18 protein-coding genes are annotated in these 20,124 nt (G+C 62.1%); 14 read left to right on the top strand and 4 right to left on the bottom strand.

The window, feature by feature from the left end; all coding sequences use genetic code 11:
* Nucleotides 1-2: 2 nt before the first annotated feature.
* Both murB and J3R84_RS11125 read left to right on the top strand, forming a co-directional pair.
* A complete protein-coding gene (murB, locus tag J3R84_RS11130) occupies nt 3-977 on the top strand; it encodes a UDP-N-acetylmuramate dehydrogenase (protein ID WP_025427725.1) in 975 nt (324 codons plus the stop codon).
* 297 nt (nt 978-1,274) lie between these two features.
* On the top strand, nt 1,275-1,721 hold the full coding sequence (locus tag J3R84_RS11125) for a hypothetical protein (RefSeq protein ID WP_025427724.1): 447 nt from the start codon (nt 1,275-1,277) through the stop codon (nt 1,719-1,721).
* A 118-nt stretch (nt 1,722-1,839) separates the two neighbouring features.
* Here the strand turns inward: J3R84_RS11125 and J3R84_RS11120 are convergent, their stop codons facing one another.
* Complete coding sequence (locus J3R84_RS11120; RefSeq protein ID WP_025427723.1) at nt 1,840-3,150, bottom strand: MFS transporter; 1,311 nt, start codon at nt 3,148-3,150, stop codon at nt 1,840-1,842.
* A gap of 323 nt (nt 3,151-3,473) precedes the next feature.
* Between J3R84_RS11120 and aqpZ the strand changes: the two genes are divergently transcribed.
* From aqpZ to ligA, 10 genes are all read left to right on the top strand, one after another.
* Nucleotides 3,474-4,160, top strand: a complete 687-nt coding sequence (aqpZ, locus tag J3R84_RS11115) for an aquaporin Z (protein WP_025427722.1) — start codon at nt 3,474-3,476, stop codon at nt 4,158-4,160.
* 332 nt (nt 4,161-4,492) lie between these two features.
* Nucleotides 4,493-5,419, top strand: coding sequence for a D-alanine--D-alanine ligase (locus tag J3R84_RS11110; RefSeq protein ID WP_025427721.1), 927 nt, complete (start codon nt 4,493-4,495; stop codon nt 5,417-5,419).
* Nucleotides 5,420-5,451: 32 nt separating this feature from the next.
* The gene (ftsQ, locus tag J3R84_RS11105) at nt 5,452-6,357 is read left to right on the top strand and encodes a cell division protein FtsQ (RefSeq protein WP_225906334.1); all 906 of its coding nucleotides are present in this window, start codon (nt 5,452-5,454) and stop codon (nt 6,355-6,357) included.
* Entirely contained in the window at nt 6,354-7,685 is a 1,332-nt protein-coding gene (gene ftsA, locus J3R84_RS11100) for a cell division protein FtsA (RefSeq protein WP_025427719.1), read from the top strand. Before ftsQ ends, ftsA begins: the two co-directional genes overlap by 4 nt.
* 207 nt (nt 7,686-7,892) lie before the next feature.
* Nucleotides 7,893-9,662 carry a cell division protein FtsZ gene (gene ftsZ, locus J3R84_RS11095; protein ID WP_025427718.1) on the top strand — a complete coding sequence of 590 codons (1,770 nt, stop codon included), beginning with the start codon at nt 7,893-7,895 and terminating at the stop codon, nt 9,660-9,662.
* Between the two features lie 337 nt (nt 9,663-9,999).
* Nucleotides 10,000-10,953: a UDP-3-O-acyl-N-acetylglucosamine deacetylase gene (gene lpxC / locus J3R84_RS11090; RefSeq protein ID WP_025427717.1), complete on the top strand. Its 954-nt coding sequence runs from the start codon at nt 10,000-10,002 to the stop codon at nt 10,951-10,953.
* A 172-nt stretch (nt 10,954-11,125) separates the two neighbouring features.
* A complete protein-coding gene (locus J3R84_RS11085) occupies nt 11,126-11,992 on the top strand; it encodes an outer membrane protein assembly factor BamD (RefSeq protein WP_025427716.1) in 867 nt (288 codons plus the stop codon).
* Between the two features lie 20 nt (nt 11,993-12,012).
* Nucleotides 12,013-13,686 (top strand): DNA repair protein RecN, encoded by a 1,674-nt coding sequence (gene recN / locus J3R84_RS11080; protein ID WP_025427715.1) that lies wholly within the window; start codon nt 12,013-12,015, stop codon nt 13,684-13,686.
* 83 nt (nt 13,687-13,769) lie between these two features.
* Nucleotides 13,770-14,732, top strand: coding sequence for a hypothetical protein (locus J3R84_RS11075; protein WP_203528250.1), 963 nt, complete (start codon nt 13,770-13,772; stop codon nt 14,730-14,732).
* Nucleotides 14,733-14,813: 81 nt separating this feature from the next.
* Nucleotides 14,814-16,967, top strand: coding sequence for an NAD-dependent DNA ligase LigA (ligA, locus tag J3R84_RS11070; protein WP_025427713.1), 2,154 nt, complete (start codon nt 14,814-14,816; stop codon nt 16,965-16,967).
* Nucleotides 16,968-17,001: 34 nt separating this feature from the next.
* On the opposite strand, the gene J3R84_RS11065 is transcribed toward ligA, so the two are convergent.
* The 3 genes from J3R84_RS11065 to J3R84_RS11055 form a co-directional block, all read right to left on the bottom strand.
* On the bottom strand, nt 17,002-17,655 hold the full coding sequence (locus J3R84_RS11065) for a CatB-related O-acetyltransferase (RefSeq protein WP_198956844.1): 654 nt from the start codon (nt 17,653-17,655) through the stop codon (nt 17,002-17,004).
* A 211-nt stretch (nt 17,656-17,866) separates the two neighbouring features.
* On the bottom strand, nt 17,867-18,277 hold the full coding sequence (locus tag J3R84_RS11060; protein ID WP_025427711.1) for a VOC family protein: 411 nt from the start codon (nt 18,275-18,277) through the stop codon (nt 17,867-17,869).
* Between the two features lie 124 nt (nt 18,278-18,401).
* Nucleotides 18,402-18,593: a hypothetical protein gene (locus tag J3R84_RS11055; protein WP_144239155.1), complete on the bottom strand. Its 192-nt coding sequence runs from the start codon at nt 18,591-18,593 to the stop codon at nt 18,402-18,404.
* Between the two features lie 71 nt (nt 18,594-18,664).
* On the opposite strand from J3R84_RS11055, the gene J3R84_RS11050 reads away from it, so the two are divergent.
* Nucleotides 18,665-19,051 (top strand): VOC family protein, encoded by a 387-nt coding sequence (locus tag J3R84_RS11050; RefSeq protein WP_203528252.1) that lies wholly within the window; start codon nt 18,665-18,667, stop codon nt 19,049-19,051.
* A gap of 196 nt (nt 19,052-19,247) precedes the next feature.
* A complete protein-coding gene (panC, locus tag J3R84_RS11045; RefSeq protein WP_025427709.1) occupies nt 19,248-20,123 on the top strand; it encodes a pantoate--beta-alanine ligase in 876 nt (291 codons plus the stop codon).
* Nucleotide 20,124: the final 1 nt, after the last annotated feature.

Here is a 20,124-nt window from a genome sequence, read left to right as displayed (position 1 = left end):
GCATGAAACAGGTCAACGGTCAGAAACTACTCGAAGCACTCGGAAGCGGAGTCAGCGCCGTTCGCGGCCGCATCACGCCCGATGCGCCGATGGATCGCGTGACCTGGTTCCGCGCCGGCGGTCTTGCCGAGCTGATGTTCCAGCCGCACGACACTGACGATCTCATCACCTTCCTGAAGCTGGTTCCGGCTGATGTACCCGTCATGGTCATGGGTGTCGGCTCGAACCTTTTGGTTCGTGACGGTGGCATTCCTGGTGTCGTCATCCGGCTTTCGGCCAAGGGTTTTGGCGATCTCGAACTCGTCGGCGAGAACCGCATCAAGGCCGGCGCGATCTGCCCGGACAAGAACATTGCGGCGATGGCGCTCGATAACGGCATCGGCGGCTTCTATTTCTACTACGGCATTCCTGGCGCGATCGGCGGCGCATTGCGCATGAACGCCGGCGCCAACGGCTCGGAGACCCGCGAGCGCGTCGTCGAGGTGCACGCGGTCGATCGTCAGGGCAATACGCATGTGCTGTCGAATGCCGACATGGGCTATGGCTATCGCCATTCCGCGGCGGCTAAGGACCTAATCTTCACGCACGCCATCTTCGAAGGTTATCCCGAGGACAAGAACAAGATCCGCACCGACATGGACGCCGTGCGCCAGCACCGCGAAACCGTGCAGCCGATTCGCGAAAAGACGGGGGGATCGACCTTCAAGAACCCGGAGGGACATTCGGCCTGGAAGCTGATCGACGAAGCGGGTTGCCGCGGCATGATGATTGGCAGCGCGCAGATGTCGCCGCTGCATTGCAACTTCATGATCAACACCGGTCAGGCGACGGGCTACGAGCTCGAATATCTCGGCGAAACCGTGCGGAACCGCGTGCTCGAACATTCCGGTGTTCGGCTGGAGTGGGAAATCAAGCGCATCGGTACCTTCATGCCGGGCTACGAGATCAAGGAATTCCTCGGCCGCGGCATCGCCTGAGGCTTATGGGAATAGTTTTATGAAGGGCCGCAGCGGCAACGCTGCGGCCCTTTTCGCTTTTCTGGCGTCCTCAGCCGGAGTCTCTTTCTCTCGCCGTCATGCTTGGGCTTGATCCTCGCATCCACGGGTCCAGGTCGGCATCTTTGCGCGGAGGCTGGATCCAGGAAATTGGATTCAGGGAGACAAGATCAGAGCTTGCTGGCAACGAGGGTCGCGGGCTAAAGCCAACTTGTCATGACGTGCCGCAACCAAGCTGGCACCTGCTAACTTCCGCATACTCTAACGTCTGGACTAACAATGGATCAGGGAACTCTGGGAAAAATCGCTGCCATTTTGAATGCTGGTTCAACAAATTATTCCGTTTTTCTGAAGTTGTACGAGGTGCAACTGGGGAGCCAGATAGATTCAACTGCAATTGTTCAGATGGTGTTGGGGACAGGAGCTGTGTTGGGCGGAATAGAAGAAGTACAAAGTGGGTCGGTGTGGCCGGAGGTTATGGAAGCCGTGCTGTATGTTGGTGACTCTAGCGCTGGTCCATCAAGTACAGCACTTAAATCCGGACAATTCACTTCCTTAGTTGAGCTGCTCAAGGCGCAGGTCGACACGATGGTCAAGACATCAGCAACAATCGAGACCTTCTGGCTTAGCAACGGGCATCCCGCCTATCCCGTGTTTTGGGACTTCGCGTTTCTCTTCAGAACGGATGCAACTGCAACTATCTTCATCGGAGCAAGTTCGGACTAGGCAACTGGTCGGAGACTTGGCTACCAGAACTGGCCCACGGAAAGAGCCGCAGCGTTGTCGCTGCGGCTCTTTCGTTTTTTGTGGAACAGGCCGCGTGTGTGGCGAGGCGCAACAGAAATCAGGCCGAAACCTCTTCTTCCGTCGACAGCACCAGGCAAACGAGCGTGATCGCAGCGGCCCCCAGCAGATAGTAGCCGACATGGTCGAGGCTGTAGTTGGTCGCAAGCCAGGTGGCGATGTAGGGCGCGAGCGACGCGCCGAAGATGCCGGCGAGGTTGAAGGTCATCGACGCGCCGGTATAACGCACCGAGGTCGGGAAGGGGGCGGCGAGTGCTGCGCCAATCGGACCATAGGTGAGCCCCATCAGGCCGAGGCCGAGGATGGAGAACAGGAAGGCGCCGCCGAGACCGCCGGCCATGAGCGGTGCCATGACCAGGCCGAAGGCGCCGATGCCGATGGTGGTGATGATCAGCACCAGGCGGCGGCCGTAGCGGTCCGACAGGATGCCCGAGACCGGGATCATCAGGCCGAAGAAGACGACACCGGTCATCTGCACGACGAGGAACTGCTCACGCGAATAGCCGAGCTTGGCCGTGCCCCAGGACAAAGAGAACACCGTCATCAGGTAGAACAAGACGAAGGTGGCAAGCGCCACGAAGGTGCCGAGCACGAGGCTGCGCTTGTGGAACCGGAAGATCTGCGCGATCGGAACCTGGACGCGCTCGTGCTTGTCGATCGCCTTCTGGAATTCCGGCGTCTCGGTGATCTTCAGGCGGACATAGAGGCCGACGATAACCAGCAGGATGCTGGCAATGAAGGGCACGCGCCATCCCCAGGCGAGGAAGGCCTCATCTGTCATGACTTCGCCGAGGATGAGGAAGGTACCGGCCGACAGGATGAAGCCGATCGGGGCGCCGAGCTGCGGGAACATGGCATACCATGTGCGCTTGCCCTCGGGCGCGTTCTCGGTTGCGAGCAGCACGGCGCCGCCCCATTCGCCACCGAGGCCGAGGCCCTGGCCGAAGCGGCAAAGGGCGAGCAAGAGCGGGGCCGCGACGCCGATCGACGCGTAGGTCGGCAAGAGGCCAATGACGACGGTGGAAATGCCCATGGTCATCAGCGCTGCGACCAGCGTCGCCTTGCGGCCGACCTTGTCGCCGAAATGGCCGAAGATCACTGCGCCGAACGGGCGGGCGAAGAAGGCGATGGAGAAGGTGGCGAAGGATTGCAGCATGGCCGATGTCGGGTCGGACGTCGGAAAGAAGAGATGCGGGAATACGAGCACCGCTGCGGTGGCGTAAACGTAGAAGTCGAAGAATTCGATGGTGGTGCCGACGAGGCTGGCGAACAGCACCCGGGCAGGGGAGTTCACTGCCGGCGTCTGCAACGCGCTATCCTTCGGCGACAGGGAGGTTGTCGCGTCTGTCATTGTTGTCGTTCCTGATATGGATGTCATGCCGTCTTGGGAGGCGGTCGGGGCGTCTTAACGCAAGTTTCCGCATGTTGAAACCCTGAATTCGTAAGAAATGCGAACGAATCCGAGGGGTGGCGCAGCATTATTCCGAGGGTGCATGGCTCGCGCGAATCATAGGCACGGCTGCTCCTAAAATAGGCAGACAAGTGAAGGCCCGGCGTGCGGTTTCGTGTTTTGCGGGCGATGACATCCCTGTCACAACCGGGGTTGACCGGAATCAAAATGTGGCAAACTCTGGGCGATTGAAGCGATCAGCTTCGGTTTTCGGGAGCGAATGCATGTTCAAGAAGCTTTCTGCGGAATTTCTCGGTACATTCTGGCTCGTTTTCGGCGGCTGCGGCAGTGCGGTGCTGGCGGCTGCGTTTCCGGCTGTTGGGATCGGCCTGCTCGGCGTTTCCTTCGCCTTCGGCCTCACCGTTCTCACCATGGCCTATGCCGTCGGCGGCATTTCCGGCGGCCATTTCAACCCGGCCGTTTCTGTTGGTCTGACCGTTGCCGGCAAGTTCCCAGCCTCCAGCCTCATCGGCTACATCATCGCCCAGGTGCTGGGCGCGATCGTCGCTGCAGCCGTGCTCTACGTCGTCGCCAGCGGCAAGGCGGACTTCCAGCTCGGCGACTTTGCCGCCAATGGCTATGGCGAACATTCGCCCGGCGGCTATTCGCTGACGGCCGCGCTGGTGATGGAAGTGGTGATGACCTTCTTCTTCCTGTTCATCATTCTCGGTGCCACCCATGGCCGCGTGCCCTCAGGCTTTGCGCCGATCGCCATCGGCCTGGCGTTGACGCTGATCCATCTGGTGTCGATCCCGGTCACCAACACATCGGTCAATCCGGCCCGCTCCACAGGGCAGGCGCTATTCGTTGGAGACTGGGCGCTTTCGCAGCTTTGGCTCTTCTGGCTGGCTCCGATCGTCGGCGCCGCGATCGCGGGAATCGTCTGGAAAATCGTCGGTGAAGACGATTAATCGCTTCGGCAAAAACGACTGATCGTTAAGCCGAAAATACCGCCAATCGTTAAGGCCTCGCACCGAATTGGTGCGGGGCCTTCATTTTTTAGCGGTTTGTGTTTTGTGTAAACAGGCCGCGCCAACGCGCTGATTTCGTGCCAGAAAGCGTTGTAATCGCAACGTTTTCGAGCACGGCTGCCGATCGTTTCCCGACTAAGGTTAATAAAAGTAAACGGTTCATTAACTATAATGCCGTTCTAGTGCCTCCGATGGCCACCGGTGACTCGCGTTGCCGGATTCAGCCAGGCGCAAGCAAGCGTTGCGATAGTGACGTATTTTCGGGGGTATGAATGAACGGCAAGCATGTAGCTGTCCTTATGGGCGGATTTTCTTCGGAGCGACCGGTGAGCCTGTCGTCCGGGGCTGCATGCGCCGATGCTCTGGAAGCGGAAGGTTTCCGCGTTACGCGTGTAGACGTCGCGCGCGATGTCGCTTCGGTTCTGGCCGCGCTGCGCCCGGACGTCGCCTTCAACGCCCTTCACGGTCCGTTCGGCGAGGATGGCACGATCCAGGGCATTCTTGAATATCTGGAAATTCCCTACACCCATTCTGGCGTTCTGGCCTCCGCACTCGCCATGGACAAGGCGCAGGCCAAGCACGTGGCCGCCGCCGCCGGTGTTCCGGTTGCCGAAGCGCTGGTGATGGATCGCCGGGGCTTTGGTCCGAAACATCCGATGCGCCCGCCATACGTCGTCAAGCCCGTCAGCGAAGGCTCGAGCTTCGGCGTCGTCATCGTCAAGGAAGATCAGTCGCATCCGCCGCAGGTCGTTACCTCGAGCGAGTGGCGTTATGGCGACCGAATCATGGTCGAACGTTATGTCGCCGGCCGCGAACTCACCTGCGGCGTCATGGGCGATAAGGCGCTTGGCGTCACCGAAATCATCCCGCAGGGCCACGCCTTCTACGATTATGATTCCAAATACGTAAAAGGTGGCTCGCAACACGTCATTCCGGCACAGGTTTCACCAAATATTTACCAAAAAATACAAACACTCGCATTGAAGGCGCATCAGGCAATCGGTTGCCGGGGCGTCAGCCGATCCGACTTTCGCTTCGACGACCGTACCTCCGGTGAAGGCGAATTGATCTGGCTGGAAATCAACACCCAGCCCGGCATGACCCCAACCTCCCTGGTGCCCGAGATGGCTCAGCATGCTGGCCTTGGTTTTGGCGAGTTTCTGACTTGGATGGTGGAGGACGCTTCGTGCTTGCGGTAAGGGGCAAAAGGGGCAAGAGAGTTCGTGACCCGCTGGGCGCAGTTGCTGCCGAGGCGGATGGCGCACGCGTTCTGCCGCGGCCGCTTCGCAAGGCCGTTCGCTTCCTGGTCAGCCTCGGCAGCGGCCGCGTCCGCTTTCCAGCCCATACCGGCACGATCGCTGCCGTCGCGTTTTTCGCCGCCACCGGCTTTTACGGCATGTCGCTCGGCGGCCATACACAGAACGTCGCGCAGGCATCGACGACGGCGGCCGGCTTTGCCATCGAGGACGTGCGCGTCTCCGGCAACGAGCAGACCTCCGAGATCGATATCCTGCAGCAGCTCGGCCTTGACGGCACGACGTCGCTGGTGGCGCTCGACATCATCGAAGCGCGCAAGCTGATCGCCGAACTGCCCTGGGTGCAGGGCGTTACGGTTCGCAAGGTCTATCCGAGCACGATCGAAGTCACGCTCACCGAGCGCAAGGCCTTTGGCATCTGGCAGCACGGCTCCGACCTGTCGCTGATCGAGCGCAGCGGCAGCGCGATTGCGCCGCTGCGCGACAACAAGTTTGCAGCCCTGCCGCTGTTCGTCGGCCGCGACGCCGAGACGGCAGCGGCCGATTTCTACGACGAGTTTTCCCGCTGGCCGGAGATTCGCTCGCGGGTGAGGGCCTTCGTGCGCGTCGCCGGCCGTCGCTGGGATCTGCGCCTCGACAACGGCATCGTCGTCAAGCTGCCGGAACACGATGTCGCCCGTGCGATGAAGGTTCTGTCGGAGATGGAAAGCGAGCACCAGCTGCTCGAGCGCGACATCGCCGCAGTCGATCTGCGGCTGGAAGATCGAACCACAGTTCAATTGACGCCGGATGCGGTCACCCGGCGCGAAGTTGCCTTGAAGGCGAGGGACAAGATGCTGAAGGCGCAGGAGACGGAGAGAAAGAAAGAGGGGCGGATATGAGTTTGTTCGGTTCCTCCAGCTTTGGCCTGCCGCGCCTGAAGCCGCTTTCTTCGAAGCGGTCTCATGTCGTCTCGGTGCTGGATATCGGCTCGACGAAGATCGTGTGCATGATCGGCCGGCTGACGCCGCGCGCCGAAAGCCAGATCCTGCCGAACCGCACGCATAGCGTCGAGATCATCGGCATCGGCCACCAGAAATCCCGCGGCGTGAAGAACGGCGTCGTCGCCGATCTCGATGCGGTCGAAAGCGTCGTGCGGCTCGCCGTCGATGCGGCCGAGCGCATGGCCGGCCTCACCATCGACAGCCTCATCGTCAACATTTCCGCAGGCCGCCTGCAGAGCGACGTCTATACCGCGACCATCGACCTCGGTGGCCAGGAAGTCGATGCCAGCGACCTGAAGAGAGTGCTGTCGGCCGCCGGCCAGCAATCGCTGCGTTCCGACCGCGCCATCCTGCATTCGCTGCCGACTGGCTTCTCGCTCGACGGCGAGCGCGGCATCCGCGATCCGCTCGCCATGTTCGGCGACGTGCTCGGCGTCGACATGCACGTGCTGACCGCGGAGCGGGCGGCGCTGAAGAATCTCGAACTTTGCGTCAACCGAGCGCATCTCTCGGTCGAGGGCATCGTTGCGACGCCCTATGCCAGCGGTCTGGCGGCTCTTGTCGATGACGAAGTCGAACTCGGCTGCGCCGCGATCGACATGGGTGGCGGCACGACGACGATCTCGGTCTTTGCCGAGGGCAAGCTGGTTCACGCCGACGCGGTCAGCCTCGGCGGCCACCATGTGACGACGGACCTGGCGCGCGGTCTTTCGACCCGCATCGAAGACGCCGAACGGCTGAAGGTCGTGCACGGCTCGGCCCTGCCCAACAGCGCCGACGAGCGCGACATCGTCTCGGTCCCGCCGATCGGCGAGGACGACCGCGACCAGCCGACCCACGTGCCGCGCGCTCTGGTGTCGCGGATCGTACGCGCCCGCATCGAGGAAACGCTGGAGCTCATCCGCGACCGCATCCAGCGCTCGGGCTTCAGCCCGATCGTCGGCAAGCGCATCGTGCTGACGGGTGGCGCCAGCCAGTTGACCGGCCTGCCGGAAGCGGCACGCCGCATCCTGGCGCGCAATGTTCGTATCGGCCGTCCGCTCGGAGTTTCCGGGCTGCCGGCTGCTGCCAAGGGACCGGCGTTCTCCACGGCCGTCGGTCTGATGATCTATCCGCAGGTCGCCGACCTCGAAACGCATGCGGCCCAGGGCGGCATGTTCTCGTCGATCGGCAACGGCAACGGCCGCATCGCCCGCATGGGCCAGTGGCTGAAGGAAAGTTTTTAGAGCGCCGCGCGTCCGGATGGACGTGCAAAGCGCGCTCTAAGGTTTGTGACGTGCATAAGCCTTTCCGAAAATCGCAGACGATTTTCGGGGTTATGCGCGGAGTACGGCCGGCACCGAACAGGGACGATGCCGGACGAAGACAAAGTTGGAATTTCAAGGATTTGGTCGGCTCGGCAAGGCGGCCAGAAAACAGAAGGAACGGGTACTATGACTATCAACTTGCAGAAGCCGGATATCACGGAGCTGAAGCCCCGCATCACCGTCTTTGGTGTTGGCGGCGGCGGCGGCAATGCCGTCAACAACATGATCACAGCGGGTCTTGAAGGCGTCGACTTCGTCGTTGCCAACACCGACGCGCAGGCGCTGACCATGACCAAGGCAGAACGGGTCATCCAGATGGGTGTCGCCGTGACCGAGGGTCTGGGCGCCGGCTCGCAGCCGGAAGTCGGCCGCGCGGCTGCTGAAGAGTGCATTGATGAGATCATCGATCACCTGCATGGCACCCACATGTGCTTCGTCACCGCCGGCATGGGCGGCGGCACCGGCACCGGTGCAGCCCCGATCGTCGCGCAGGCCGCCCGCAACAAGGGCATCCTGACTGTCGGCGTCGTCACCAAGCCTTTCCATTTCGAAGGCCAGCGCCGCATGCGGCTCGCCGACCAGGGCATCGCCGAACTGCAGAAGTCGGTCGACACCCTGATCGTCATCCCGAACCAGAACCTCTTCCGCATCGCCAATGACCGCACGACGTTTGCCGATGCGTTCGCGATGGCCGACCAGGTCCTCTATTCGGGTGTTGCCTGCATCACCGACCTCATGGTCAAGGAAGGCCTCATCAACCTCGACTTCGCCGACGTCCGCTCGGTGATGCGCGAAATGGGTCGCGCCATGATGGGCACCGGCGAAGCCTCGGGCGAGGGCCGCGCAATGGCCGCTGCCGAAGCTGCGATCGCCAACCCGCTGCTCGACGAAACCTCGATGAAGGGCGCACAGGGCCTCTTGATCTCGATCACCGGTGGTCGCGACCTGACCCTGTTCGAACTCGACGAAGCTGCGACCCGCATCCGCGAAGAAGTCGATCCGGACGCCAACATCATCCTCGGCGCCACGTTCGACGAAGAACTTGAAGGCCTGATCCGCGTATCGGTCGTTGCCACCGGTATCGATCGCACGGCCGCGGAGGTAGCCGGTCGTTCGGCCGACTTTCGTTCGGTAGCAGCGCAGAAGCCGATCATCCGTCCGTCCGCAGCCATTCCGGCACAGCAGCCGGCGGTTGCCCAGCACCAGCCCGCTCCGGTCCAGCAGCCGGTCGCCCAGCCGGTGCAGCAGCAGAACTCCGTCGACCAGATCGCGCTTGCGATCCGCGAAGCGGAAATGGAACGCGAACTCGACATCGCAACCCGCGCCGCCACCCAGGCTCCGGCTCCGATGCAGCAGGCTCACGACGACTTTCGTCCCCAGAGCAAGCTCTTTGCCGGTGCCGCACCGGTAGAAGCCGCTCCGGTCATGCGCCAGCCGGCTCCAGTTCAGCGTCCGGTCGAAATGCCGGTTCACGCACAGGTCCAGCCGCAGCCGGTTCAGCGCCAGGAGCCGATCGCTCCGGTGGTGCGCCAGCAGGCCGAGCCGGTTCGCATGCCGAAGGTCGAGGACTTCCCGCCCGTCGTAAAGGCCGAGATGGACCAGCGCGCCCAGCCGGCGCCGCAGTTGCAGGAAGAGCGCGGCCCGATGGGTCTTCTCAACCGCATCACCAGCTCGCTCGGCCTGCGCGAAAGGGAAAGCCCCAGCGTCAACGCCGACATGACGGCCGGTGCGCCGAGTGCGGCTTCCCAGCAGCGCCGTCCGCTTTCGCCGGAGGCCAGCCTCTATGCGCCGCGTCGCGGCCAGCTTGACGATCACGGTCGCGCCGCACCGCAGGCGCGCTCGCACGAAGATGATCAGCTCGAGATCCCGGCGTTCCTGCGCCGTCAATCGAACTGATTTGAAGGCCCGTTCCTTCACCTTGCCGAATGCCCGGGCTACCGCCCGGGCATTTTTGTATTTCTAGCATTCTTTCAATAGGTTGCCGGCGTCGAACGGCGTGTTACAGATGCGTAACAAAACGAAACGAACAGTGATTTGGAATGGTGCCTCAGAACCACTATTTTCAAGCTCGGAATTGGGGATGCATGCGATTCGATCACGCGCTGTCTGTTCGAAACGCAGAGTTCCGGCCTTTGGGCCGAAACTCTCGGGCGCCTTTCTTGCGCCCTGAAAACCGCTGCATCCGCCTGATGTTTGGGCCTTATGGCCATAGGTATTGAAAGTGACGACGAGAATGGGAATCGAACTGCTCGGATTTCAGACCACGATTGCTAGCCCGGTAACGCTCAAGGGAATTGGCGTTCATTCGGGCGCCGAGGTGGAAATCACCTTTCATCCGGCCGAAGCCGATGCGGGCATCGTTTTCCAGCGCGTTCTCGCCAACGGCCGCCTGAGCGAGTTCAAGGCGGTTTCCTCGCAGGTCGGCAACACCGATCTCTGCACCGTTCTCGGCATGTCGCCGGCCACCTCGATCGCAACCATCGAGCATGTGATGGCCGCCATCTACGCGCTCGGCCTCGACAACCTCACCATCGAGGTTCATGGCGCCGAGATGCCGATCATGGACGGCAGCTCCGAACCCTTCATCGATGCGATCGAGCAGGTGGGCGTTCGCGCGCTGGCGGTCAAGCGTCGTTACATCCGCGTGATCAAGCCGGTGCGGATCGAATCAGGTGCGTCCTGGTCGGAATTCACGCCCTATGACGGCATGCGCTTCGAGGTCGAGATCGATTTCGACTGCCCGCTGATCGGTCGCCAGGCCTGGAAGGGCGACATGACGCCTTCGGTGTTCAAGCGCGAACTGTCGCGTGCCCGCACCTTCGGCTTCATGCGCGACGTCGAGCGCCTCTGGGCTGCCGGCTACGCGCTGGGCTCGTCGCTGGAAAACTCGGTCGTGATCTCCGATGACGATTCGGTCATCAATGTCGAAGGCCTTCGCTATACGGACGAATTCGTGCGCCACAAGACGCTCGACGCCGTTGGCGACCTTTCGCTTGCCGGCGCACCGTTTATCGGCTGCTACCGTTCTTATCGCGGTGGTCACAAGATGAACGCAAATGTGCTCAAGGCTCTGCTCAGTGATCCCTCGGCCTACGAGGTCGTCGAAACCGCCACGCCACGTCAGCGCACCCGTGCGCGCGACATGGTTGCGGTTGCAGTTCCGGGCTTCGCGCCCTGGTCCGCATAACAACAAAAAGACACTCTCCTCCAGTCGCCGGCCGAAAGGCCGGCATTTTCATGTCGGCGCCGCCATAAATTTGCATGAATCACCGATCATGACGTTGCGGCATTGAGGCAACTTGCTCTAAAAGCGCATGTCTGGCGGGGTCGATGCCCGCAGAATGGAACGGGAATATCCGATGGTTCTTGCAGTTTCTGTTGATTTGAAAAAGTCAGCGCGTGTGTTCGCCGTGGTAGTCGCGGCCGTTGCCGGCAGCGCCCTGATTACCGCCTGCCAGAACGATCCCGATATCGACATCACCAAGCTGACGGCCGAGACCGATCCGCCGGAGGTGCTGTACAACCAGGGTCTCGCCAACCTCAATGCCGGCAAGACCACGGAAGCGGCGCGCAAGTTCGAAGCGCTCGACCGGCAGCATCCTTTCTCCGAATACGCGCGCAAGGCGCTCGTGATGAACGCCTTCGTCAGCTATCGCAACGGCCAGTACCAGGAGGCGATCAATTCCACCGGGCGCTACCTGAACCTCTATCCGCAGTCGGAAGATGCGGCCTATGCGCAGTACATTCAGGGGCTTGCCTATACCAAGCAGATCCCGGGCGTGACGCAGGACCAGAAGCCGGCCTTTAAGGCGATCGAGGCGATGCAGGCCGTCGTCGACAAGTATCCGGACTCGCAATATGTCGAGGATGCCCAGGCGAAGATCCGCTTTGCCCGCGACCAGCTCGCCGGCAAGGAAATGCAGGTCGGCCGCTATTATCTCGAGCGCAAGGAATACCTCGCCGCCGTGTCGCGTTTCCGCACCGTCGTCGAGAAGTATCCCAATACCAACCAGGTCGAAGAAGCACTGGCCCGTCTGGTCGAAGCCTATTACGCAATGGGCGTGGCCTCCGAAGCGCAGACCGCTGCCGCCGTTCTCGGACACAACTATCCGGACAGCCAGTGGTATGGTGATTCCTTCAAGCTGTTGCAGTCGGGTGGCCTCGAGCCTCGCGAAAGCGGCAATTCCTGGATTGCGCGCGCAGGCAAGAAGCTGATCGGCGCCTGACACGGAAGATTTGACCCCGGATGCTCGCCCAGATCTCGATCCGCGATATCGTCCTGATTGAACGGCTTGATCTGGCGTTCGAGGCCGGCCTGTCCGTGTTGACCGGTGAGACAGGTGCCGGAAAATCGATCCTGCTCGACAGCCTGTCGCTGGCCCTTGGCGGGCGCGGCGACGGCTCGCTCGTGCGTCACGGCTCGGACAAGGGCCAGGTGACGGCGGTCTTCGACGTGCCGATGGGGCACTCGGCACGGCTGATGCTGCGTGACAACGGCGTCGACGATGATGGCGATCTGATTTTCCGTCGCGTGCAGTCGGCCGATGGCCGCACCAAGGCTTTCGTCAACGATCAGCCGGTCAGCGTTCAATTGATGCGGCAACTTGGCCAGACACTGGTCGAAATCCACGGGCAGCATGACGACCGCGCGCTTGTCGATATCGACGCGCACCGCACGCTTCTCGACGCCTTTGGCGGCACGACCGACGAGGCAGAGCAGGTCTCCGGCCTCTACCGCGCCTGGAAAGATGCCGAACGCGGACTGAAGAAGCATCGCGAGCGCGTCGAGGCGGCAGCACGCGAAGCGGACTATCTGCGCTCCTCTGTCGAAGAACTGGAAAAGCTCAGCCCGCGCGATGGCGAAGAGGACGAGCTTGCCGAAAAGCGCGCGCGGATGATGAAGTCCGAGCGGATCGCCGGCGACATCAACGAAGCCTCCGAATTTCTCAACGGCAACGGCTCGCCGGTTCCATTGATTGCCTCGCTGGTGCGCCGGCTGGAGCGCAAGAGCCATGAGGCGCCGGGGCTGCTGGAAGAAACCGTCGAGCTCTTGGATGCCGCGCTGAACCAGCTTTCGGATGCGCAAATGGCCGTCGAGCGAGCGCTGCGCAACACCGAATTCGACCCGAAGGAATTGGAGCGGGTGGAGGAGCGCCTGTTTGCGCTTCGTGGCGCCAGCCGAAAATATTCCGTGCCGGTCGCCGAGCTTCCGGCGCTGGCGGTGCGGATGATTTCCGACCTGGCCGACCTCGATGCCGGCGAGGAGAAGCTGAAGCAACTCGACATGCAGGTTGTTGCGGCACGGGTGGCTTTCGACGCTGCGGCGCGCACCTTGTCCGACAAGCGACAGAACACGGCGTCGGCGCTGTCTGCTGCAGTCATGGCCGAGCTGCCGGCGCTGAAGCTCGAACGTGCCCGCTTCATGGTCGAAGTGCAGAGCGATGCGGCCCAGCCGACCGTCGACGGCATCGATCTGGTCGAATTCCATGTCCAGACCAATCCGGGCACCCGGCCGGGGCCGATCATGAAGGTGGCTTCGGGCGGCGAACTTTCGCGCTTCCTGCTGGCGCTGAAGGTGGCGCTTGCCGACCGCGGCTCGGCGCCGACCCTCGTCTTCGACGAAATCGACACCGGAGTCGGTGGCGCGGTCGCGGATGCCATCGGCCAGCGACTGAAGCGCCTTTCCGGCACGGTGCAGGTGCTTTCGGTCACCCATGCGCCGCAGGTTGCCGCACGCGCGGCGACGCATCTGCTGATCTCCAAGGGACCATCGACCGAAAAGGCCGAGATGATCTCGACCCGCGTCGCCCGAATGGACGACAAGGCCCGCACCGAGGAAATCGCCCGCATGCTCGCCGGTGCCTCGATCACCGAAGAGGCGAGGGCGGCCGCCGCCCGATTGCTTTCCGGCAACGGTTAGTGCCCGCTACGCCTTCTCGCCAAGTTGTCTCCCGGTCGAGCGCGTGTCTTTATTAGGCGTTGCGCGGATATGCGAGCTTTGGCATGTGGGAACAGCTCCAGCAGCGAATTCAGCTTCGACTGGACCAGATGCGCAAGCATCCGGAACTGATCCTGCTCTATTCTCTCGCCTTCGTCGGCTACATCCTGACGATGAAGGAAGCCAACAAACAGCTGGGGGTGATCGGCATCCTGGCGGTGGTGGCCGGCACGGCGCTCATCCCCTATCTGGTCGCGCGACTTCGCGGCGCGCGCAGCATCGAACTGCCGGACGAGAAGGACGATGGCGCCGCACCGCTCGGGTTTCTGCGCTCCAGCGCTGAGGATGACCGCCCGTACCTGGTGCGTGTCCCGCCATCGACGGCGGTTGCCTATGATGTCATCCGCAAGGCGCAGGACGTCTTTCAGAGCGACGCGATCGATCCGGAGGAGGATATGAAAGCCTTCTTCTCCGATCCCTACAGCCTGATCTGCCTGCAGGACTCCGACGACAATATCTACGGTTTCACCGACTACTACGCCTTCGAGAAGAAGCACTTCAAGCTGTTCCTGCAAGGTGACTATGGCTTCGACGACCTGCTTGCCAACGGGTTGCTTGTCCATCCGAAGGCGCGCAAGGCCAAGGTGGTCTATCTCGCTACCATCCTCAATCTCAGCTACCTGCTCGATTCCATGCGCAGCGAACGCCGGCGGCAGAACGGCATCCTCGTCTGGGCGACGGTGTCGGCGATCCTGGAGTACCAGGAGTTTCCGCCCGAAGGTATCGACCTCTATGGCATCGGCTGGTACAAGGGCGGCGCCGCCATCCTGAAAATGTTCGGCCTCGATCCGGTTGGTCGCGTCATGCGCGGCCTTGCGGAAGGCAAATGGATCTACACCAGACGCGGCGTCCACCGGCAGGATTTGGAAGGGATACGCGCGCGCTACCAGAAGCGATACGAGCGCTGGTGTGAGTTGGAGATCCGCCGCTGCGCCCACGTCGAGCCAAGTGTCGCTCCGGCCGGATGATCAGGGGAGACCGATAACGGCCGCTCTTTTCTTTCCCGACAGTTGCTCTAAAAAACGACTCCCAATCCGGAGTCGTCGCGCATGTCCAGTGAACTGAAACCCGTCGAGAAGCTGAACGAAACGGAAGCCGCCGAGGAGCTGGCCTTTCTCGCCTCCGAGCTTGCCCGGCACGACGCGCTCTATCATGGCAACGACGCGCCGGAGATCACGGATGCGGACTATGACGCGCTGAAGCGGCGCAACGATGCGATCGAGGCGCAGTTTCCGGCGCTTGCGCGCGAGGACAGCCCATCGAAGAAGGTGGGGGCAGCGCCATCCGTTACCTTCCAGCCGGTCGTTCATGCCCGGCCGATGCTGTCGCTCGACAACACGTTTTCCGACGAGGACGCCCGCGATTTCGTCGCCTCGGTCTACCGCTTCCTCGGGCAGCTGCCGGATAATTCGATCGCCTTTACCGCCGAGCCGAAGATCGACGGCCTCTCGATGTCGCTGCGCTACGAGAACCGGCGGCTGGTGACGGCGGCGACCCGTGGCGACGGCACAACAGGTGAAAACGTCACCGCCAATATCCGCACCATCGGCATGATCCCGCAGACGCTGCCGGCCGGCGCTCCTGAGATCGTCGAGGTGCGCGGCGAAATCTACATGGCGAAGTCCGACTTTGCCGCACTCAACGCCGAGATGGCAGCGCTCGGCAAGCCGCTCTACGTCAACCCGCGCAACACCGCTTCCGGGTCGCTCCGCCAGCTCGACGCCAAGGTGACTGCCAGCCGCAAGCTGCGCTTCTTTGCCTATGCCTGGGGCGAAATGTCGGAAATGCCTGCCGATACCCAATTCGGCATGGTCGAGGCATTCAAGGCCTGGGGTTTCCCGGTCAATCCACTGATGCAGCGGATTTCGTCGGCCGACGAGCTGCTGACGCATTACCACCATATCGAGCGCGAACGGCCTGATCTCGACTATGATATCGACGGCGTCGTCTACAAGGTCGACCGGCTCGACCTGCAGGCGCGGCTCGGTTTCCGCTCGCGCTCGCCCCGCTGGGCGACGGCGCACAAGTTCCCGGCCGAGCAGGCATTTACGCGGCTGACGGCCATAGACATCCAGGTGGGGCGCACCGGCGCGCTGACGCCGGTGGCACGGCTGGAGCCGATCACCGTCGGCGGCGTCGTCGTGACCAATGCGACGCTGCACAACGAGGATTACATCAAGGGGCTCGGCAACAGCGGCGAACCGATCCGCGAGGGTCGCGACATCCGTATCGGCGACATGGTGATCGTCCAGCGGGCGGGCGACGTCATCCCGCAGATCGTCGACGTGGTGATGGACGAGCGCAAGGAGGGGAGCGAGCCCTATCGTTTTCCGACGACATGCCCGGTCTGCGGCAGCCATGCGGTGCGCGACATCAACGAGAAGTCCGGCAAGGTGGATGCAGTGCGCCGCTGCACCGGCGGCTTCGTCTGCCGGGCGCAGGCGGTCGAGCATCTCAAGCATTTCGTCTCGCGCAATGCCTATGACATCGAAGGCCTCGGCTCCAAGCAGATCGAGTTCTTCTTCGAGAGCGAGGATCCGACGCTGTCGATCCGCACGGCGGCCGACATCTTCACGCTGGAAAAGCGCCAGGAGACGTCGCTGACAAAGCTCGAAAACATCGACGGCTTCGGCCGCGTCAGCGTGCGCAAGCTCTATGACGCGATCAACACCCGCCGCTCGATCGCGCTGCATCGCTTCATCTACGCGCTTGGCATCCGCCATGTCGGGGAGACCACGGCCAAGCTGCTCGCGCGCTCCTACGGCACCTACGAGGCCTTCGGCGCAGCCATGAGCGAAGCCGGCACCTTTACGGGTGATGCCTGGAACGAACTCAACAGTATCGACGGCATCGGCGAAGTCGTCGCCCGCGCCATCGTCGAGTTCTACAAGGAGCCGAGGAACCTTGAAGTGGTGACGCGACTGCTTGCCGAAGTGACGCCCGAAGGGGCGGAGATACCGGTTGCGAGCGACAGCCCGGTCGCCGGCAAGACCGTGGTCTTCACCGGTTCGCTCGAAAAGATGACGCGCGATGAGGCCAAGGCCAAGGCGGAAAGCCTCGGCGCCAAGGTGGCAGGTTCCGTGTCGAAGAAGACCGATATCGTCGTCGCCGGCCCGGGAGCGGGCTCCAAGCTCGACAAGGCGCGCGAACTCGGCGTGCAGACGATGGACGAGGACGAGTGGCTGGCGCTGATCGGGGGCTGATGCCCACGATCAGGGGCGCTGGCAGGCGTTGTCGTTATGCCTGTTCCGCGTCGTAGGCTTCGGATGCTGCCTTCAGCGCGGCGATGTCGTCGGCGCAGATGACATTGCGCAGCGCGTCGAACTTCGACCTCTCCCATCGGTAGATGCCGAGTGAGAGCAACGTCTCGATGTCTGCTTCGGGAAAGCGCTGGCGAACGGGGCGGGCCGGATTGCCGGCAACGATGGTGTAAGCCGACACGTCTCTGGTGACGATCGCGCCCGAAGCGATGACGGCGCCTTCACCAAGGGTGACTCCCGGCATGATCATGGCGCGCATGCCGATCCAGGCGCCGTCGCCGATGATCGTGTCGCCCTTGCCGATATAGGCTTCGCCAATCATATCGATGAACGGATAGAGGCTGACCCAATCGGTGCGGTGGGTGTGGTTGCCACCCATCAGGATTACCGCCTCGGCACCGATCGCGACGTAGTCTCCGATCCGCAACTGGTCGATCGGCCATTGCGGCTCCCAGGCCTTGAGGCTGTAGTCGTCGCCATAGAGGTAGCGAACGACGCTCTCCTCGAAGGAACCCGTCCAAGCGTTGCTGTAGTAGCTGTTGGTGCCGCGCACATGGATATTCGGGTTGCGCACGGTCTCGTGCAAAAGCTCGACCTTGGACCAATGCTTGGCTTCGACATTCATGGACATGGGGCTTCCTCATTCTGCTCATTGCAAGCGTCAGCGACGGCTCACTCGCCTTCTCGACGTATGGGTTCCCCAACTATCCGGTTTTTCGGGCAATTTCTCCCCAAAACCTCTGCGGCCGATAGCCTCGCTCATAGTTGCGTGCACCGGATCAGACAAAAAAAAGCGCCCGCCGCGAAACGCGGCGGGCGCAAGGCAAGGGGATTGCGTCAGATCAGGAGGCCTGCTGCTGGGCGGCTTCCATGTCCATCCACATGAATTCCCAGACGTGGCCGTCGAGATCCTGGAAGCTGATGCCGTACATGAAGCCGTAGTCGAGTGCCGGCTTCCAGGGCTTGGCACCGGCAGCGAGTGCCTTGGCGAGCATGTCGTCGCATTCGGCGCGGCTCGAGGCGGAAAGGGCGGTGATGACCTCGGTGCCCTTGCTGGCATCGCTGATCTCGCCGGTGATGAAGCCGCGGAACTTCGGTTCGGTCAAAAGCATGACGAAAATATTGTCCGAGATCACCGTGCAGGCGGCCGTGTCGTCGGAGAACTGCTCGTTGAAGGTATAGCCGAGTGCCGCGAAAAAGGCCCGGGACGCCTTCAGGTCCTTGACGGGCAGGTTTACAAAAATCATGCGCATGGAATGCTCCTCGTAGGGATTTTCTTGATTGAACATAACTAGGACGTTCGGCGTGACACGCAGCCGACAGCCGTTCAGACATTTTTTGAGAAATGCGAAGTGTCCCCGCTGATGTGGTGTGCAATCATAGGTTTTCAAGCATTTCCGGTTCACCCGAGATTACTGGCAATTCGCTCGGCAAGGTGCCGGCGGCGCGCTCGAAATGGGCGAGCACATCTGGAACGGCGGCGAGTGCCACACGAGGCCGATCAGAGTTTGGCGGTCCATGCTGAATCCGCATCGTTTGCACCTCGCACATTTCTGGCGGATGTTCCATGGTCTCCGGACCTCGTGAAGAGGTGCGGCGAGCAACGATGACTGTCGGCGCCCGGGATGTGAGGAGACACGATGCGTTTGAACCAGGTGACGGTGACGATGCCCGATCTCGATGCGGGGTGGGAGTTCTACCGCACGCTCGGGCTGCAGCCGATCGTCGATGCGCGGCCGCATTATGTGCGCTTCGTCTGCCCGGATGGCGGCAGTTCGTTTTCGCTGCATCAGGGCGAGGCGGGCGGCAGCGGCACAACCGTCTACTTCGAGTGCGACGATCTGGATCTGACCGTCAGCCGGCTGATCGAGGCCGGTATCCTGTTTGCGAGCAGTCCCGCCGACAAGAGCTGGCTGTGGCGGGAAGCCGAAATCTTTGATCTCGCCGGCAACCGCATCGTACTTTATTTCGCAGGCGCCAACAGGCTCGATCCGCCCTGGCGGGTGCCGAGTTCCGCCCACAGCTGAGCTTGCCCGCCCGGACCGTGCGATAATTGGCTTGGCTCTATTCGCAGCGGCACCAATTCCGTTTGTCTTTTTGCGCTGCACAAGATAGAGGTTTGCAGCCAAATTTTGTGCAATTGCCTTTTCGCGGAGCGGGCCAAGAGCCACAGGCCGCGGGGCGGGGCGCTAGCGGCGCCTTCGCGGATTGGAGGGTCCGGATTTGAAGACCATCACCACCATCACCGAGCTGCGCGCAGCCCTTGCCGAATACCGGCGGGCAGGCAAGACGGTCGGGCTCGTGCCGACCATGGGCTATCTGCATGTCGGCCATATGGAGCTTGTGCGCCGTGCGCGCGGGCAAAATGACGTCGTCGTTGCCAGCATCTTCGTCAATCCGCTGCAGTTCGGCCCCAACGAAGACTTGAGCAAATATCCGCGCGATCTCGCCCGCGATCAGGCGATGCTGGAAGAGGGCGGCGTCGACTTCCTGTTTTCGCCAGGGGTGTCCGACATGTATCCGCGACCGATGGAAACGGTGGTCGACGTGCCGAAGCTCGGCTCCGAGCTTGAAGGTTCCGTGCGTCCCGGCCACTTTGCCGGCGTTGCGACTGTCGTCACCAAGCTGTTCAACATCGTGCAGCCGGACCGCGCCTATTTCGGCGAGAAGGATTTCCAGCAGCTGCAGATCATTCGCCGTATGGTCGATGATCTCGCCCAGCCGGTGGAGATCATCGGCGTGCCGACGGTGCGCGAGGCCGATGGGCTCGCCTGTTCGTCGCGCAATGTCTACCTCAGCGCCGCTGAGCGTGAAGCGGCTGCCATCGTGCCGAAGGCACTTGCCGAGGCCGAGCGGCTGGTCGCGTCCGGGATCACCGATGCCGTCGAAGTGGAAAGGGCCGTGACGGCTTTTCTTTCCGCCGAACCGCTGGCTCGACCCGAAGTCGTGGCGCTGCGCGATCCTGGCACGCTCGAAACAATTCAAGAGATCGGTGACAAGCCGGTGCTGCTGCTGCTCTTCGTGCGCTTCGGCACGACGAAGCTGCTCGACAACCGCGTGATTGCCGCCAAATCCGCCCATTTTGCAAAGGTTGCCTGAG

Origin of the sequence: Ensifer canadensis, from assembly GCF_017488845.2 — a bacterium.
Taxonomy (GTDB): Bacteria; Pseudomonadota; Alphaproteobacteria; order Rhizobiales; family Rhizobiaceae; genus Ensifer; species Ensifer canadensis.
The sequence above is the reverse complement of the archived record's forward strand: the minus strand, read 5'-3'. Positions and strand labels throughout refer to the sequence as shown.